The following is a 16,913-nucleotide window of genomic DNA, read 5'->3' as shown; positions in this document are numbered from 1 at the left end:
CGAGGATCTGTTCATGACACAGGATGCAACTGCAACTAGCGAGAGCGAAGAATTTGGGCTGGCAGGCCAACTTGTCGATTCCGAATTGTCTTACCGTATCGCCCAGTTTTACTTCCGTGAGGCAGAGCTGTTGGATGACGGACGCTTTGCCGACTGGTTGGAAATCTTTGAAGAGGACCTGTTCTATTTCGCACCGCTACGCACCAACAGGTTGCGTCGACAGGCTGCTCTTTCTATTGGTCGTGAAGGTGAAGCCGCTTACTTTGACGAAACCAAAGAGTCATTGGCTTGGCGAATCCGCCGATATGACTCGGGCATGGCGTGGGCTGAAGATCCGCCTTCGCGTACTCGTCACCTGATCTCAAATGTGACAGCCCACTGGGTGAGCAAAGACGAGCTGAGCGTGCGTTGTGCGTTCTTGGTTTATCGCAACCGGCTTCAGACCGAAACAGATATATATGCAGGTGGCCGAACCGACATTATCAGGTTGCGGGAAGACGGCAGTTTTGGCGTGGCTCGCCGCGAGCTACTTTTCGACGCAAATGTGCTTCAGGCAAAGAACCTAAGTACCTTCTTCTAACCACTACCCAAAAGAGTGTGTCCGTCCACGAAGGCGGCGGGTGGCTCTTCACAGATATTCAGGAGAACAGTCGTGAGCACAGCTAAATCAGCGAACGGATGGCTCGACGGGGACGTCGCACTCATCACCGGTGGTGGTTCGGGAATCGGACGCGCGGTAGCCGAACGATTCTTGGCTGAAGGTGCCAAAGTCGCAATTATCGGACGTAACCAAGACAAGCTGGAGCAGGTTGCGGAAGAGTCTTCCTACCCGGAAAACATACTGACGATTGCAGCTGACGTGCGTGACTCGCAGGCGTTGCATGTTGCCGTCAAGCATACGGTTGAACACTTTGGGAAATTGAATATCCTAGTTCCCAACGCAGGAATTTGGGACTTTAACCGTTCGGTTACACGCTTAGACGGACAGCAGCTCTCCGATTCATTCGATGAATTGTTCTCGATCAACGTCAAGGGCTATTTGCTCACCGTGGAAGCTGCTTGGCGTGAGCTGGTCGACAGCCGCGGGTCAATCGTCATGACCCTTTCGAATGCATCGTTTCATACGGCCGGCGGAGGTCCGGTGTACACCGCAAGTAAGTTTGCGGTGCGTGGACTGGTTAATCAGCTGGCATATGAACTTGCGCCGAAGGTACGAGTGAACGGTGTAGCAGTCGGTGGGATGAATACCGATCTGCGAGGGCCCGAATCTATCGGGCTAGCCGATCGATCGATCTCAGACTCCTTCGCCAAATCCTCGATCACCGGGAACAACCCACTGATTCCGTTACACGACGCCTCGACAGACCCAGTCGATTTCACCGGCTCATACGTGCTGCTGGCATCGAATAAAAATTCAAGTAATATCACCGGACAGATCATTCAGGCTGACGGCGGTATCGGCATTCGCGGTTTCGGTGACCGCGCCGCAGGAGGAGACCAACTGTGAAAGATATTAACATCAACGCGGTCAGCGGGGTGCTTCGCCAAGCAACCTTCTTTCCTTCCCAAGAAGCACTGGTCTATGGTGACGAAACCTGGACCTATGAACAGTTTGTGGCAAGGATTCGCGACTACGCAAAGGCCTTCGTAGCCAATGGCGTCAAAGAAAATGACCGGATTGCTTATCTTGGGCTTAACAGCGCGAATTTTTTGTTTATCAATCTCGCCGCTTGGTGGGTTGGGGCAGTCTTTGAGCCACTGAACTTTCGTCTGGCCCCGCTGGAAGTTGAAGATTTGCTTGAGCGTTCGCGGCCCAACGTGCTGTTCGTTGAGCATGATCACCAGGGAGTCGTAGAGACGATTTCCAGTATCGAAACTCTCGCGGCCAACACCAAGATGGTGATGATTGACAATGATGTTCAGGCACCGCTGAAAGCGACAATTCCGAACTTCTTTCAGTTGGCCACCGCGTATCTGGTTGCTGGGGAGAACACCAAACTTGGCGACCCAATTGAACGGTTCGATTCTGATTTAGGGATCTTGATGTTCACCTCCGGGACTACCGGCCGTCCCAAAGGCGTGCAGCTAAGCCACGGTAATATCTGGTGGAACTCGATGAACGTGGATTCGCTGGTCGACACTCGACGCGGTGATAGCAACCTTGCGGTTGCTCCGCTCTTTCATATTGGTGGTTTAAACGCGCTGACAATCCGGAGCATGGTGCGTGGCGGGCGCACCATTGTGAGACGCAACTTCGATCCGCGTAAAACTTTGCAGGACATCGAAAAGTACTCTATCAATCAGAGCTTCCTAGTACCTGCGATGCTTGCGGCTATGCAACAGACTGATGAGTTTGAAGAAGTCGATATTACGAGCATGCGTGCGTTAATCTGTGCGGGTGCACCGGTTCCGCCGGTGCTTCTCCAGCAGTACTTGGTCAAGGGCGTAGACGTGCAGCAAGCCTGGGGGCTTACCGAAACCGCTCCTTTCGCAACTTATCTACCAGCCGAGTTGACACACCAAAAACCCGGATCGTGTGGCATTCCGATGCCATACACCGAAATTCGCATTGTCGACCCGGCTACTGGAGAAGATGTTGAAAAGACCGGCGATACCGGCGAAATGTGGGTGAAGGGACCGAACGTCACTTCGGGGTATTGGGAGAACCCGGAAGCCACGGATTCAGCATTCTCTGAGGGTTGGTTCCGCTCCGGAGATATTGGGTACCGCGATGGAGAAGGGTATCTCTACATCGTTGACCGACTGAAAGACATGATCATCTCCGGCGGAGAAAACATCTACCCTGCAGAAGTAGAACGTGCTTTGGCCGGATTTCCGGGCTTACGAGACGTCGCGGTAGTTGGCATACCTGACGAACAGTGGGGCGAAAAAGTGGTCGCACTGATCAGCTGCAAGCCAGGAGTGGAGCCCACGATCGAGGAAGTTCGTGAATATGCGACCTCCCACGTTGCGCGCTACAAACTACCTAAAGAAATAATGCTGCTCGAAGATGTGCCGCGAAACGGTGCAGGTAAGCTCGATAAGTTCAAAATACGCACAATCGCCACGGGTAGGTAAACACACAAATGAGCCACGACGAAGTAGACCTAATTAAATGGCCTGACTCATTACCGGAAAGCTGGACATTGGTTGAGGTTGCGTCAGCAGAAGGCTTCGATATTGCATTCGAAGTATTCGACGCAAATCAGACCCGCGGTCGATGTGATGTAGTTCTTGCTTTGCATAGTGAACTTAGAGACGCCTATCCGGTATCGGCACACGATCGAGTGCTCAGTGTCTCTCCCAATGCTGTCGCGCAGAGCATTCAGCTGGTGTCCGAAGAACTCATGCGCCGCGATCCAGAATGTCGTCGCTTGGTGATCGCCACAGATGAATCCGATGTCGCGCAAATAGCGCGTGCAGAGGCGGCGGGCTACCGCTACGTCGTCGACGTCGATTTATATGATCGAGCGGTAAGTCTGATGACCGCGGAACCAGCCTGGGTCCTAGAAGAATCCCGCCGGATCGACGAAGTTCCAACGCGTTAATTCAAGATGCAAGGCAAAACCGGATGACTCACAATAATTCGTGAGTCATCCGGTTTAAGCGTTAAGTGACTATTGGTTACTACGTTCGTTGCGCGGCAGCGCTGACCGCTGCAGCTGCACGAGAGGCTTCGTATGTCACACGACGTAGAACCGAGGTCTGACTCTCAGGGTTGAAGCGTCCCGTCGGGCCAGAAATAGAGAGGGCCGCAACTGCTTGCCCGGTACCGTTGAACACGGGTGCGGCTACGCAATTTAGTCCCACCAAAACTTCGTCGCGGTCGTAACCCACATGATCTTTTCGGATATTGGTCAGTTCGAGGGACAATCTGTCGGCGTCGGTAATGGTGTTTTCGGTCCAGGCGTACATTTCTTTACTTAGTACGGTTTGGGCCGCATCTGGGTTGTACGCGAGAAGTACTTTGCCTACCGCGGTGCAGTAGGAAGGCAGCCGTCCGCCGATGCGCGAAGGGCTGCGTACCGCAAGCTGTCCATATAGTTTGTTTAAATACACCACGTCTGTGCCCTGGAGTATGGCTAAATGGACGGTTTGGCGAGTAGTTTCATACAGATTAACCATGAACGGCGTTAACGCGTCACGTAGTCGAGCATGGAGGTCAGATTCTTGCGTTGTACCCAAATTCTGGATCATCTTGCCTAACCGGTATGCATTACCAGCACGTTCCACTGCATCATTGGACTGAAGAGAAGCCAAGAGTCGAAAAGCCGTGGACTTCGAAAGTTCTGCACGACGTGCAAGTTCGCTGACGCCGACTCCAGTGGTAGCTTCTTCACCGAAGGCGCGTAGTAAAGCCATCGCCTTGTCTACGGCGGTGCGATTATCACGAGAAGACGCGGAATTTGATGACACGCAATACTCCTATTGGCAAAACGCCGGGGGGAAGACACTTCAACATGGTGACTTTTGAGCTTTACTTAATGGTCGCCCTCGCAAGAATTAATGTCAAACATGACTGACAATACGTAAATTATAAGTGACAATAATAGTGTGAAACACAATGAAATTATCGCGATAAACATCCGCAGGTTCCGCCGTGAGCGCGGACTTTCGTTGGGGGAGCTGTCAAAACGTACCGGTACTTCAAAACAGACGCTTTCCCGTATTGAATCCGGCGTCGGAAACCCCACCATTGAAACGCTTGAAGCGATCTGTCTGGGTTTGGGCACAAGTGTTCCAGCAATCCTGAGCGACTACGGAAGCAATATCCGATTGCAACGTGTAGCAGACGCACTAGTGCGTGAACACCGTGTGGGGTTCATCAGAGACCTCGACCGTATTTACGGAACAGGTTTCGTAGAAACGAGCATTATTCGTGTGTCTGTGCAAAAGGAAACTGTATTTAAAGCGCATGCACGAGGAACCTTACATCAGACCTATGTAATTTCTGGCGAGGTAGTCATCAGCGGAGAATTCGAGCGGGTCCAGCTATCTGAGGGAGATAGTTTTAGATTTCCAGGGGATATAACTCATGGGTACCGAGCCAGTGGTAACGAAGCCATTTTGCACATCACCACTACGGTTCCCCAGGTTGCTCAGTTTAGACCCATGGTTGACTAGCCACGATCTTCACGTGCGGCGTATTGCCCAGGCATAGTAATGACCGCCAAGGTACACCGCGAAATACACACCAGCTTGCCTTGCTCGTTACGAATATGAATCTGCCAAACATGAGCTTTGCGACCGAGATGGATAGCAGTTGCCTCACCATAAACGAATTCACCGGCAATGCCGGGTCGCAGGTGATTCGCGTTGATTTCCTGGCCGACCACGTGAAATTGCGAACTATCGATCACTAAGTAGCCAGCCCAAGAAGCCAAGGTTTCTGCGAAGGCCACCGAGGCTCCGCCATGAAGTACACCTGCGGGCTGTACAGTGCGCTCATCTACGGACATTCGGCCCTTCAAAGAATCATTGGTGATTTCTGTAATCTCAATGCCCAAATTGTGGTTGAGCGTACCTTCGGCTTTGGAATTCAGATCCGCAACTGAGGATGTTGCATGCCAGATGCTGTCGTTAGTTTTGCTCATTGATACACCAAAAAATTCTGCTAGGAAGTAGACCTTTCTCCTGCCTGACTGTATAAAGATTAGCCGCGCTTTCCTAGTAACCATTCCGGCTAACGGCACGTTTACTAGACATGTGGAAATGATGCACTGAAGACTCTATGAAGAGAAGAGCTTCGCCGTTTGCCGAAGCGACACAGCCATATTTCCTAGGAGCACAGAAAATGCGCGCAGCTGTTGCCATTTCCCAGAACCCAAACGATCCGTTATCAGGGCTATTGATCAAGGACGTGCCCGAGCCGCGGGTAGAACCAGGCTGGGTGAAAGTTCAAGTCAAAGCATCCTCGGTGAACATGCATGATCTGTGGACGCTGCGAGGTGTCGGTCATGATCCCAAAAACATTCCCATCATTCTTGGATGTGATGTCTCGGGTGTCACCGACGACGGTCGCGAAGTCATCATCCATCCGGTGATTGCTGACGCAGAAGCTGGTGAAGGTGATGAGACTTTGGATCCTAATCGTGCGCTATTATCCGAACGGCACGATGGCGGCTTCGCTGAATACATTGTTGTTCCCGAACGGTGTGTGCTGGACAAGCCGTCCACACTGAGCTTTGAAGAAGCGGCTTGCCTCCCGGTGGCGTGGTCTACCGCCTACCGAATGCTTTTTACCCAAGGCCAATTGCGCAAGGGGCAGAAAGTTCTCGTTCAGGGCGCTGGCGGGGGAGTTGCCAGTGCTGCAATCAGCCTAGCCAGTGCCGTTGGAGCGACGGTCTACGCGACTAGCCGGAGCGTGAAAAACCGAGAATTGGCGACCGCGATGGGTGCTGCTGAAGTCTTCGAATCTGGTGAACGGCTTCCAGAGCGTGTGGATCTAGTCATTGAAACCGTGGGCGAAGCCACCTGGGCGCACTCTTTGCGTTGCCTGAAGCCCGGTGGCGCAATCATCATCGCCGGTGCCACCAGTGGTACTAACCCGGAGGCGGACCTTGGGAGAATTTTCTACCAGCAACTTCGGGTCATCGGTTCAACAGGCTCTACGCAAGAAGAGACGGCTGCAATGCTGAAATTCGTAGAAAAGCACCAGTTGCACCCAACCATTGACCGTGTACTTCCGCTGGACCGGATCCATGAAGGATTCCAGGCCATGATTGATGGTGGCTTGTCGGGCAAAGTGGTCATCACAATACCGTAGCGCTATTTGATCAGTAAGAGTTTGCTGGTGATGCTGCGTTGGAATCAATGTACTTTGCGGCTATTGCCTCGGTATGGCGGGCAAGGATGGAAACGTCGGCTGCGACATTTACGAAATCGGCGCCTGCAGCCAGATACATCTGGGCCATCGGTTCGGCGAATGCGTTTACGCCGACAAACTTCCCTGCCTCTTTGCACGCCTTGATGGTAGACAGCACGGCTTCTACCACTCTCGGGTGATCCTGCTGACCGAGCAGCCCCATGGACGCCGAGAGGTCTGCGGGCCCAATAAAAACACCAGACACCCCATCGGTACCTGCAATCTCGGCTGCGTTACCCACGGCTGTCTCGGTTTCTATCTGCACTACGAGCGTGATGAGGGAGTCAGCCTTCTGCAGGTATTCATCCACCCTGTTCCAACGCGCAGACCTGCTCAGCGAGGCGCCGATGCCGCGGATTCCCAGAGGTGGATAGCGCACCGCAGCCACAGCAGCCTCTGCCTGGGCGCGATCGTTGACCATCGGAACGATCAGTGACTGTGCGCCGGCATCCAAGTACTGCTTAATGATTGTCGCGTCGTTTTGTGCAACTCGGACGATGGGAACCGTCGGATACGCGGCGATGGTGCGAAGTTGGCGCTGCACAGTTTCGAGCCCCATGGCACCGTGCTCTGCGTCGATCAACAAGAAATCCAGTCCGGCACCAGCACAAATTTCGGCTACAGTTTCGTCTCCGGAACATAAGAAGATCCCCACGCTTGGACGGTTATGCTGCGCAATGAGGTCTTTAAAAGTTGCTGGACGGTGCAATGCGATATTCATGTGATGGACTTTCTGAGAAATCTCTCCGTGGCGCTGGCGAAGCAAAGAGCGTTGGACTCAAGGGCATCTGACAATTTCTGGGATTAACCGCTCGCCGGTTGATTCGAAAGAGTGACCAACGAGCTGGGCGAAAATTGACTTCTTTGAGCTTCGATTGCCAATGCAATTCTAGGTTTCGGGATAAAATCCACCTTCGCACTGGCCGACGTGCTGGCTATCACAATATGCGAGAGGCGATAGCAGTGAAAGCCGGTTTTCCAGTAGTCGGAAATCTTTGCAAACGTCGTTCAATACCAGGAATGCGAATGGACGCTTACCTATGGTGAGCTAACCAAAGATCGTTGAGATCTGCATACACAATAGGATGGTCTGGTGAGTGAGCATACCGAACGAGAACCAGACGAGTTAGTGCAGCCCATCATCTTGCGGATCGATAAGGAAGACCCCTCCACCGAAGATGAGGGAATTTCGGCGGTCGCCCGAGCTGCGGTGATCGCGTACCTGCAGGACCCGCACAATGAGCAGTGGCAGATCTGGGCCAGCCAAGCGTTCGCTAAATCAGTACGCCGGGCTAACCCGAAAATGTTCGCCAAAGTGCTCGAACTCTTCCCCGAGCAAATGGTCAGCGAGGTGGGCAGTGCCCAAGCTGTCGGGTTGCCGCCGCTTCCCGCGGCCGCGCTGCCCAAACTAATTGCCAAGCTGCAGGTCTCCGGAACCGAGCTGCCCAAAAGTGATGAAGTGCTGGTAGCACCGGTGAACATTGTGCTCAATAAATCCTTGGAGATGTCCACCGGGAAAGCCGCGGCGCAAGCTGCCCATGCACTCTTCGCTTGGCTGACCGAAGCACAGCCAGAACTCATTGAAAACTGGCTCAAATCCCATGCGCCGGTGGGGATCAAGCAACTGCCGCGCACCGAGTTCGACAAGCTTTGCCCGCAGGCTTCCGGACCGGTGATTCAGGACGCTGGGCGTACCGAGATTGAGCCGGGATCCACCACCGCCTTTGTGCTCTTGACACAACAGTAGGTAGTTGCAGAACTCAGCATTTACCAAGCGCACAAATGCTGACATGTTTTTTCTGCACGCCGAATCCGTTGTTGAAGTCATCGTGGTGAAGCAACGGGCATGAACAAATCGGCGGATTATTGCGGAGTCGAAGCGAGATAGGTTTCAAGTGACTGCGCAGCGGTGCCGGTGATGGTCTCGACGGCTTCGCTAATAGGTGCCATGGTGTTGCTGGCTACCGCGGTATAGGTACTTACCCAGGCATCGACCTGCCACTCTGGGGCGCCGTAGCTGGCGCGCGAGGCATAGGCCTCTTCGATGCTTTCGTCGTAAAAGCTGATCTCGCGCCCGCGGACTCGGCCGATGGTCGCAGCGATCTCCGCGAAACTCAGTGCCTCCGGACCGGTAAGGTCATAGGTCTGCCCGATATGTGAGCCTGGGTCGCGCAGCACGGCCGAGGCGGTCCGCGCAATGTCTGCTCGTGCAATGATCGCGACTCGGCCGTTGCCGCCGGGACCGCGGATCACACCGTCTTCACCGACCATGGCTTCCATGAAGTCGATGTAAAAGCTGTCTCGCAGCATCGTCCAAGCCATCCCGGAAGCCTTGATGTATTCTTCGGTTTCGAAGTGGTCACGCGCGAGGGTAAAAATGGCGTCGGGTGCGGCACCGGCGAATGAGGTGTAGACGATGTGCTGCACGCCGGCTTTGGCTGCGGCATCGATGAACGAACGGTGCTGGTCCAGACGATCTGCAGATTCGGAAGCGGACACCATGAGGAGCGTCTGCACGCCTGTGAGAGCCTCGATAGCGGCGGTTTGGTCGCCGTAGCTGAAAGGGTGGACGGAGCTATGGGGCAACTGCGGCGCCTTTGCGGGCGTACGGGCCAGCAGCCGCTGTGCGACACCGTGGGCAGCAAGTTCGTTGGCGATATATCCGCCAAGGACACCTGTTACGCCGGTAACTGCGATACTCGCGCCGGTGGTGTTGTTCATGAACAAATCCTTTCCTACCCGGCCACTAATTGACCGTTCGCTATGGACGACACCGCCATCCTATCGGGTGCTATCTGTCCGGCGCGCGGGCAGTAGATAGCTCAGCGTACTCATCGATTACGGCGGCCGCACGGTGGTAGTTGGCCGGGGTGCTCTCAGGAGTTGACGCCGGTGACCATTTTTCCTGTTTCCTCGTCTGCATCTTTCGGCTTAATGCCAGTAAACTTTGATGAGCCATCAAGAAATGGCATCAAAATCTTTTCGCGAGAGTGAACAATAATATGGGCGTTAACCGTGTACTGGGTCTGGGGCTTACGTCTATTTTGACTCTCGGGCTTGGTGCTCCAGCTATAGCGGCTGCACCGCTACAGCCGGCCACCGTATTTGCAAGTACGGTGGCCACAGCAAAGATCATCAAAAAGACTAAGGCAAGCCTGACGATGCGTAAGACCGCGTCAAGCAGGGCAGCGTCGGTGCTCGTAATTCCCAAGAACACCACACTGAACGTTTCGCGGAGCAGCTCCGGCTGGGACCAAGTCAGCTACAAAAGCAAAATCGGGTGGGTCCCGGCTCAGCAACTGACACCAGTCAAAGCCCAGACGCAAGCAACGCCAAAAACCGTTGTCTATCGCTACCTCAAATCATTCCAGTCGTTGCGGCAGAAACCTTCGGCAGCGTCTGCCTCGCTGACCGGGGTCATCCGCAAAACTAAGGTTCAACGTCTAGGCTCCTCCGGATCATGGACGCGCATCAAGGTCGGACGAAGCATCGGATTTGTTCCCACAAATCAGCTATCCTCGGCGATGCCGGCGGCTGTCTACAAGTATTCGAAAGCCAAGCAGCCTCTATTCCAGAAGAACTCGAGCAATTCGAAGAGATTGGCTACTGTCGCCTCTGGCGCCAAAGTTGAATGGTTCCGCACTTCCGGTAGCTGGGCTCATGTCTCGGTGTCGGGGACAAAGGGATGGATCTCGGCTGCAAAGCTCAGTAGTACAAAGCCGGATACCACCAAGATCATCGGCTCACGCTGGCTCATCGCGGACACGGTGCTTCGTGAGGGAAATTGGAACAAGACCAAATCTTTGGGCACCATAAGGGCCGGAGAAAAACTCGGTCTGGTTCTCACCAAGGGGTCGTGGAGCAAGGTTCGGACAACTCGCGGCATCGGGTGGGTCCCAACAGCAAATCTGACAAGCAGAGCGTTCAAAGCAATCCCCGCCACCCCGCGATGGGTCGTGAAGAATACAACCCTGCGTACCGGAGCTTCCAGCAGCACGGCAAAAAAGGCAACGGTGCTTGCCCGCGAAAAGGTGACTTTGTACGGCACCTCAAATGGCTGGTCCCGCGTCAAAACCTCGAAGGGTCTTGGCTGGATTTCTTCGAAGGATCTCTCGGCGAACAAACCCGTGTCCGACGTGTTGAAGGGCAGCCGGTGGGCCATTAGTTCGGTAGCGGTCCGGGCCTCCACCTCGTCAACAGCAAAATCTTTAGGGACGATTCGCCCCGGCAGCAAAGTAGGGTTCTATCGCAGCAGCGGCTCTTGGTCAAAGATCAAAACCGGACAGGTTATCGGCTGGGTGCCGAGTTCTACGCTGATCGACAAGACCTATGCCCCACTGAATAACGTCAAACGCTGGGCAACTACCAACGTGAATCTGCGTGAAGGCGGATCCACCTCATACCGGTCTTTAGGCGTCATTCCCAAAAATCAGCAAGTCACCGCGCACGGAACAGCTAACGGGTGGACTCGAATCACCACTGCGCAAGGTGTCGGATGGGTCAGCTCTGCCTACGTGACGTCCAATCCTCCTAAAGCACCGGTTCCCGACAAGCAGCAGGTATTCCGGTGGACTACGGCGAACGTGAACCTACGAGCCGGTGGCGGAGTTGAGCACCGAAGCCTAGGCGTAGTGCCCATGGGCGAGAAGGTCACCTTCCTTAAGATGAGCAATGGCTGGTCGCAGATTAAATCTTCTCAAGGCACCGGGTGGGTCAGCGCCAAATACCTGGCTACTAAAGCGCCAGTGAGTCTGCATCCCGATGCGCAACGCGTGCTCAAGGCAATCGACCATCGTTTCGGTGACACCGTGAGCAATATCTATACCATCAGGAGCGGGTCGGTGGGGCACAGCGCAGGCAAGGCAGTTGACCTGATGATCCGGGATTACAAGAACAAGAACCGTATTGCCCAGGGCGACCAGATAGCCCAGTTCTTGCTCGATAACCGGGAACAGCTCGGCGTGTATTACCTCATCTGGCAGGACCAAATTTGGTTGCCAGGTTCGGGGTGGAACGAATACTCAGCTTCGGGTAAATACGGGACGCAGTTCACCAATAATTGGAATGACACCACCAAGCACATGGACCATATCCATGTTGAGGTCTATGGCGATTCCGGGTCCGATGGCCGGCTGGACCTGAGCGCACTGGGGCACTGAATTCGTCTGGAGGGCTAAGCCACGTGGGTGGCTGCCCTCGTGGGGTATCCGCGGTGCAGTGGGTTACCGGCTACTTTGGTGAGTCTATCCAGTGTGCACAACGGATGTTCTGGACTCGCACTTGCCCGCCTTTGGCTTCCCGGAGCTGGTGCGATGGCAGTCAAGGACATTCAATTCCCGCCCAAAAGAGCGGTAGTCCGAAATTTCGGACTGAATTGGCCCCGGGTGCTAGTGAGCAGGTCTTGGATCTGATCTGCTGGTGACATGGAGAAAAATGCGTCGCATGCCAAGGTACAGGTAGACCGGCCAGCTGCACCCTGGGGTGGTCGCATCGACGGGACCGGCGCCGAGCACCTGCGCTGGCACCAGCACGTTCACACCGGGGAGATTTCAGCTTTAGAGACCGGCGCCAGCCTCCGGCCGGCATCCCTGCTGGGGTTCGCCTCGGACGCAGGCGTACTTCGAAATCAGGGGCGGACCGGCGCAGCCAACGGCCCGCAGGCGTTGCGCGCAGCTTTAAGTTCGCTGGCGGTTCACCACCCACGTGCCGTGCATGATGCGGGTGACATTGTGGTGCTCGGTGACGAACTCGAATCAGGCCAGGTTCGACTGGCCCAGGCGGTGTCGGCGCTGCTGAACGCCGGCACGATGCCGGTAGTGCTTGGCGGAGGGCACGAGACAGCCTACGGATCGTTTAGCGGACTCTTTGATCATTTTCGCGCACAACCCGGCACGCGCATTGGAATCTTGAACTTGGACGCTCATTTTGACCTGCGTAGCGCACCGCGCCGGAGCAGCGGGACACCGTTCAAAGATATCGCCAATGATATGCAAGCGGCCGGACAAGATTTTAACTACGCCGTCATTGGCATCAGCGAAGCAAGTAATACCCCGGTGCTCTTCGACCAGGCTCAGGGGCTCGGGGTCCAATATCTTGTAGATGAGCAATGCGGCGCGGGGAATCTGGGAACGGTCATCGAGTTTGTTGATGGATTCCTGGATTCTGTTGACCAGCTGTATCTGACCATTGACCTTGATGTTCTGCCAGCCGCGACAGCCCCGGGGGTCAGTGCGCCGGCAGCCTACGGGGTGCCCTTGGAGGTTATTCACGCGGTGTGCCGCTACGTTGCGGACAGCGGAAAACTTGGACTTGTTGATGTGGTGGAGCTGAACCCGAGCTTTGATATCGACGGGCGTACCGCGCGTACCGCTGCCCGACTCATCAATACGTTGATCGGCACTTAGCAGGCGCACGCATTCCGCGCTGATTGCGACATCAACTTTGAATGTTTGACCCCTCAAACATTATGCTGTGTAAAAGCGGATTTCTCGCGGGCAGTCAAAGTGAAATGGTGTGAGCAACGGTGCAAGCAGCAAAAGGTCCACGGACCAGAACAACGCATTCTCGTGTTCTGGCGCTGGCCTGCGCAGTCACCTTGATCCTCAGTGGTTGCAGCGCGTCGAGCCAACCGGAGACGGTGTCACCCCAGGATGCTCGGCCGGTGGTGCTGACAACCTTCACGGTACTGGCCGATATTGCCCAAAACGTGGCAGGCGAACACCTGCGCGTGGAATCGGTGACCAAACGCGGGGCGGAAATCCATGGTTATGAACCCACCCCGGACGATTTGCGCAGGGCCTCCCATGCAGACCTCATCCTAGATAACGGGATGAACCTGGAAGCCTGGTTCGAACAGTTTGTGCACGATAACCCCGCACCCCATGCCACCGTCAGCAACCGGGTGGCGCCCATCAGCATCACCGGGGGCGCAGGCAAGGGAAAGCCCAATCCGCACGCGTGGATGAGCCCGCTGAACGTCAAGGCCTATGTCGATACGATGGTCCACGCATTCAGCGAGCTGGATCCGGCACATGCCGATGACTTCCGGAGCAATGGCACCATTTACAAACGCAAACTGCAGGCGGTTCAGGACTCGCTGGTGGCCGATCTTGCCCAGGTGCCCGAAAGCCAGCGCGTGCTGGTCTCCTGCGAAGGAGCCTTCAGCTATCTGGCCAGGGATGCCGGATTGCGCGAAAAGTACCTCTGGGCGGTGAATGCCGAGTCCATGGCCACCCCGCGCAAGGTGGCCGCAGCCATTGACTACGTGCGAGAGCATCAGGTTCCTGCGGTCTTCTGCGAATCAACCGTTTCAGATGCGGCCATGCAACGAGTCGTCGAATCCACCGATGCGCACTTCGGCGGAACACTCTACGTCGATTCGCTGTCCGGACCCGACGGTCCGGTGCCAACCTATCTGGATCTGATCACCCACGACGCTCAAACCATTACCCGCGCCCTCCGAGGAGAACTGCCATGACGCTCGCTATCGATGTTGCGCAAGCGACGGTCCACTATGGCCCGGTCCTTGCCCTGGACAAGGCCTCGATCCAATTGGAGCGCGGATCGGTCTGCGGACTGGTCGGCATGAACGGCTCGGGAAAATCCACGCTCTTCAAAACCATCATGGGGCTGGTCAAACCCGATACCGGCACGGTCCTGGTCAACGGGCTCAATCCACTGCAGGCACGCAAGTCAGGGGCAATCGGCTACGTTCCGCAAAACGAGGCAGTGGACTGGGACTTCCCGATTTCGGTGCGCGAGGTAGTGTTGACCGGACGCTACGGGCGCATGGGGATCACCAGAACACCTAGGAAAGCTGACCATGCAGCCGTGGAAGCAGCGCTGGAACGCGTAGAACTCACCGCGCAGGCGTCACGGCAGATCGGCCAGCTCTCCGGGGGCCAGAAGAAGCGCGCCTTCGTGGCACGCTGCATCGCCCAAGAAGCAAGCATCATGCTGCTCGATGAACCCTTCGCCGGGGTGGACAAGCGAAGCGAAGCAACAATTACCAAGCTGCTGCGCGAGGTCGCAGACCTCGGTGGAAGCGTGCTGGTCTCCACCCATGACCTGCACGCGCTTCCGACCTTGGCGGACCAGGCAATCCTCTTGATGCGCAAGGTCCTGATGCACGGAGCTCCGCAGGTGGTTCTGCAACCGGAAAATCTTGCCATGGCCTTTGGCCTGGATCCTATGAATCGAGGCGACAGCGCGTGAATCTGATCGAATTACTAGCCGAGCCGCTGGGCTATACCTTCATGGTGCGTGCGCTCGCCGTCACCGTGATCGCGGCGATTCTGTGCGCGGTGCTTTCCTGCTGGCTGGTGCTGATCGGTTGGTCGCTGATGGGGGACGCGGTATCCCATGCGGTATTGCCCGGGGTAGTGCTTGCCTATATCGTCGGTGCGCCTTTTGCCTTGGGGGCATTGGTCTTTGGATTCTTGGCCGTTGCGCTGATCGGGGCGGTGCGTGACACCTCCAGACTGAAGGAAGATGCGGCCATTGGGATCGTGTTCACTACGCTCTTTTCCTTTGGGCTGGTGCTGATCTCGGTCACCCCGAGCCACCTGGATTTGAACCACATTATCTTTGGAAATCTGCTCGGAGTTTCCGCAGCGGACCTGTGGCAAGTGATCATCCTGGGAGCGGTGACGTTCCTGATCCTGATCCTCAAGCGCAAAGACTTCACGCTATACGCTTTTGACTCGACCCATGCCCACGCACTGGGGATGAATCCGAAATTGATCGGGGCGGTGCTCTTGGGACTGCTGGCTATGACCTCGGTGGTGGCCTTGCAGGCCGTGGGAGTCATCCTGGTCGTGGCGATGCTGATCATCCCCGGGGCGAGCGCTTACCTGCTGACAAATAGCTTCGGCAAGATGCTGGTGATCGCCCCGGCGCTGGCAGCGCTGGCCGGGATCATCGGGGTGTATATCAGCTACTACCTGGATGCTTCCACCGGCGGCATGGTGGTGCTTTCGCAGGGTGCGATCTTTGTCCTGATCTATCTGTTCAGCCCGCGCCAAGGATTGATTGCGCATCGATTTGCGGTGGCGCGCCGACGCAAGAACCTGCAGCAAGCCTGATGATGTGAGCTATTGACCGCGTTTCGGCGCGCCTTATTTGCCGAGGACACCGCCGCGGCCAAGCCAAGGCGAGCTTGCAAAAACGCTGTGGATTCACAAGATGGAAGGTCTCATCGGCTTTATTGACCGAGCCGTGAGTTCGTAGCCCACACGCCGGTGCACCCTTGGGAAGTACGCTCAGTGTCCCCGTCTTAGCGCACGGAGTCCAGCAGCGAAACCCAGACCGCTTCGGTGGCTCGGGCCCCGAGGCGGATTACCGCCTCGTCGCCATGCACCGCTATTTCTACGGTGTCGGAAAACGGGGCGCCGGTGGTCACGGTGAGTTCGGCCCCGACAATAATTCCATTTTCCGAAAAGTACTGCAGCAATTCCGAATCCGAATCGGAGATCCGTTCCACGGTGACCTTCTGGCCCGGCTGTGCCTCGGCGAGCAGGATGGCGGCGGGAATTGTAATGGTGCCTTCTGCGGTGGGGATGGGATCCCCGTGCGGGTCGCGGCTCGGATGCCCGAGCAACTCGTCGATGCGTTGGATCATGAAGTCGGAGACCGCATGCTCAAGCTGTTCGGCTTCCTCATGCACCTGGTCCCAGCGGTAGCCGAGCATTTGGACCAGGAAGGTTTCGATCAGCCGGTGCCGGCGCACCATGGTGACCGCGTACTCGCGCCCCAAATCGGTCAAGGTGACCGCGCCGTAGGGGGCGTGGTCTAGCAGGCCCTGCTGGCGCAGCTTCGACATGGCTCCGGAGACGGTGGAAAGCTTAACCCCCGCCTTCTCCGCGATCACCGTAGGAGTCACCGCCTCAGTGGACCATTCGTTGAGACTGAAAATGATCTTGAGGTAGTTCTGCGCGCTATCTGAAAGTTGAGTTACCGACACATCACCCATCATAGACAAACTGCGCTGTGCGCGCCGTCGAGCACAACTCGTGGCCAGGAATAAATCTGAGTTATTTGGTGACCGCGC

At 55.8% G+C, this 16,913-nt stretch carries 17 protein-coding genes; 12 read left to right on the top strand and 5 right to left on the bottom strand.

The features are described 5' to 3' along the window. The first annotated feature begins 13 nt into the window (after positions 1-13). The 4 genes from CIK76_RS01920 to CIK76_RS01905 all read left to right on the top strand — a co-directional run bounded on the left by CIK76_RS01920 (position 14) and on the right by CIK76_RS01905 (position 3,548). Positions 14-580 carry a 3-phenylpropionate/cinnamic acid dioxygenase subunit beta gene (locus CIK76_RS01920; protein ID WP_096283110.1) on the top strand — a complete coding sequence of 189 codons (567 nt, stop codon included), beginning with the start codon at positions 14-16 and terminating at the stop codon, positions 578-580. Positions 581-652: 72 nt separating this feature from the next. Next, the gene (hcaB, locus tag CIK76_RS01915; RefSeq protein ID WP_096283109.1) at positions 653-1,507 is read left to right on the top strand and encodes a 3-(cis-5,6-dihydroxycyclohexa-1,3-dien-1-yl)propanoate dehydrogenase; all 855 of its coding nucleotides are present in this window, start codon (positions 653-655) and stop codon (positions 1,505-1,507) included. Beyond that, positions 1,504-3,078 carry a long-chain fatty acid--CoA ligase gene (locus CIK76_RS01910; protein ID WP_096283108.1) on the top strand — a complete coding sequence of 525 codons (1,575 nt, stop codon included), beginning with the start codon at positions 1,504-1,506 and terminating at the stop codon, positions 3,076-3,078. The genes hcaB and CIK76_RS01910 overlap by 4 nt, the downstream gene beginning before the upstream one ends. A gap of 8 nt (positions 3,079-3,086) precedes the next feature. Then, the gene (locus CIK76_RS01905) at positions 3,087-3,548 is read left to right on the top strand and encodes a hypothetical protein (RefSeq protein WP_141393435.1); all 462 of its coding nucleotides are present in this window, start codon (positions 3,087-3,089) and stop codon (positions 3,546-3,548) included. A gap of 79 nt (positions 3,549-3,627) precedes the next feature. Here CIK76_RS01905 and CIK76_RS01900 read toward each other — a convergent pair whose 3' ends face one another. Next, positions 3,628-4,416: an IclR family transcriptional regulator gene (locus tag CIK76_RS01900; RefSeq protein ID WP_255248313.1), complete on the bottom strand. Its 789-nt coding sequence runs from the start codon at positions 4,414-4,416 to the stop codon at positions 3,628-3,630. Positions 4,417-4,554: 138 nt separating this feature from the next. On the opposite strand from CIK76_RS01900, the gene CIK76_RS01895 reads away from it, so the two are divergent. Next, positions 4,555-5,124, top strand: coding sequence for a helix-turn-helix domain-containing protein (locus CIK76_RS01895; protein ID WP_096283105.1), 570 nt, complete (start codon positions 4,555-4,557; stop codon positions 5,122-5,124). Here the strand turns inward: CIK76_RS01895 and CIK76_RS01890 are convergent. Continuing rightward, positions 5,121-5,594 carry a hotdog fold thioesterase gene (locus tag CIK76_RS01890; RefSeq protein ID WP_096283104.1) on the bottom strand — a complete coding sequence of 158 codons (474 nt, stop codon included), beginning with the start codon at positions 5,592-5,594 and terminating at the stop codon, positions 5,121-5,123. The genes CIK76_RS01895 and CIK76_RS01890 overlap by 4 nt on opposite strands. 200 nt (positions 5,595-5,794) lie before the next feature. Between CIK76_RS01890 and CIK76_RS01885 the strand changes: the two genes are divergently transcribed. Further along, positions 5,795-6,766 carry a zinc-binding dehydrogenase gene (locus tag CIK76_RS01885; protein ID WP_096283103.1) on the top strand — a complete coding sequence of 324 codons (972 nt, stop codon included), beginning with the start codon at positions 5,795-5,797 and terminating at the stop codon, positions 6,764-6,766. A gap of 10 nt (positions 6,767-6,776) precedes the next feature. On the opposite strand, the gene CIK76_RS01880 is transcribed toward CIK76_RS01885, so the two are convergent. Further along, on the bottom strand, positions 6,777-7,586 hold the full coding sequence (locus CIK76_RS01880; RefSeq protein WP_096283102.1) for an aldolase/citrate lyase family protein: 810 nt from the start codon (positions 7,584-7,586) through the stop codon (positions 6,777-6,779). Positions 7,587-7,958: 372 nt separating this feature from the next. Here CIK76_RS01880 and CIK76_RS01875 point away from each other — a divergent pair, with 372 nt between their 5' ends. Then, positions 7,959-8,612 (top strand): peptidyl-tRNA hydrolase, encoded by a 654-nt coding sequence (locus CIK76_RS01875; protein WP_096283101.1) that lies wholly within the window; start codon positions 7,959-7,961, stop codon positions 8,610-8,612. 116 nt (positions 8,613-8,728) lie between these two features. Here CIK76_RS01875 and CIK76_RS01870 read toward each other — a convergent pair whose 3' ends face one another. Then, positions 8,729-9,586, bottom strand: coding sequence for an SDR family oxidoreductase (locus CIK76_RS01870; protein WP_096283100.1), 858 nt, complete (start codon positions 9,584-9,586; stop codon positions 8,729-8,731). Positions 9,587-10,026: 440 nt separating this feature from the next. On the opposite strand from CIK76_RS01870, the gene CIK76_RS01865 reads away from it, so the two are divergent. The 5 genes from CIK76_RS01865 to CIK76_RS01845 all read left to right on the top strand — a co-directional run bounded on the left by CIK76_RS01865 (position 10,027) and on the right by CIK76_RS01845 (position 15,948). After that, positions 10,027-12,024, top strand: a complete 1,998-nt coding sequence (locus CIK76_RS01865) for an SH3 domain-containing protein (protein ID WP_176484052.1) — start codon at positions 10,027-10,029, stop codon at positions 12,022-12,024. Positions 12,025-12,288: 264 nt separating this feature from the next. Then, a complete protein-coding gene (hutG, locus tag CIK76_RS01860; protein ID WP_096283098.1) occupies positions 12,289-13,269 on the top strand; it encodes a formimidoylglutamase in 981 nt (326 codons plus the stop codon). 191 nt (positions 13,270-13,460) lie between these two features. Then, positions 13,461-14,342 (top strand): metal ABC transporter substrate-binding protein, encoded by an 882-nt coding sequence (locus CIK76_RS01855; protein ID WP_255248320.1) that lies wholly within the window; start codon positions 13,461-13,463, stop codon positions 14,340-14,342. Beyond that, the gene (locus tag CIK76_RS01850) at positions 14,339-15,079 is read left to right on the top strand and encodes a metal ABC transporter ATP-binding protein (RefSeq protein WP_096283097.1); all 741 of its coding nucleotides are present in this window, start codon (positions 14,339-14,341) and stop codon (positions 15,077-15,079) included. Before CIK76_RS01855 ends, CIK76_RS01850 begins: the two co-directional genes overlap by 4 nt. After that, the gene (locus CIK76_RS01845) at positions 15,076-15,948 is read left to right on the top strand and encodes a metal ABC transporter permease (RefSeq protein ID WP_096283096.1); all 873 of its coding nucleotides are present in this window, start codon (positions 15,076-15,078) and stop codon (positions 15,946-15,948) included. Before CIK76_RS01850 ends, CIK76_RS01845 begins: the two co-directional genes overlap by 4 nt. A 191-nt stretch (positions 15,949-16,139) precedes the next feature. On the opposite strand, the gene CIK76_RS01840 is transcribed toward CIK76_RS01845, so the two are convergent. Beyond that, a complete protein-coding gene (locus CIK76_RS01840) occupies positions 16,140-16,826 on the bottom strand; it encodes a metal-dependent transcriptional regulator (RefSeq protein WP_096283205.1) in 687 nt (228 codons plus the stop codon). Between the last annotated feature and the right edge of the window lie 87 nt (positions 16,827-16,913).

It is taken from the genome of Glutamicibacter sp. BW80 (assembly GCF_002332385.1).
GTDB lineage: Bacteria > Actinomycetota > Actinomycetes > Actinomycetales > Micrococcaceae > Glutamicibacter.
The sequence above is the reverse complement of the archived record's forward strand: the minus strand, read 5'-3'. Positions and strand labels throughout refer to the sequence as shown.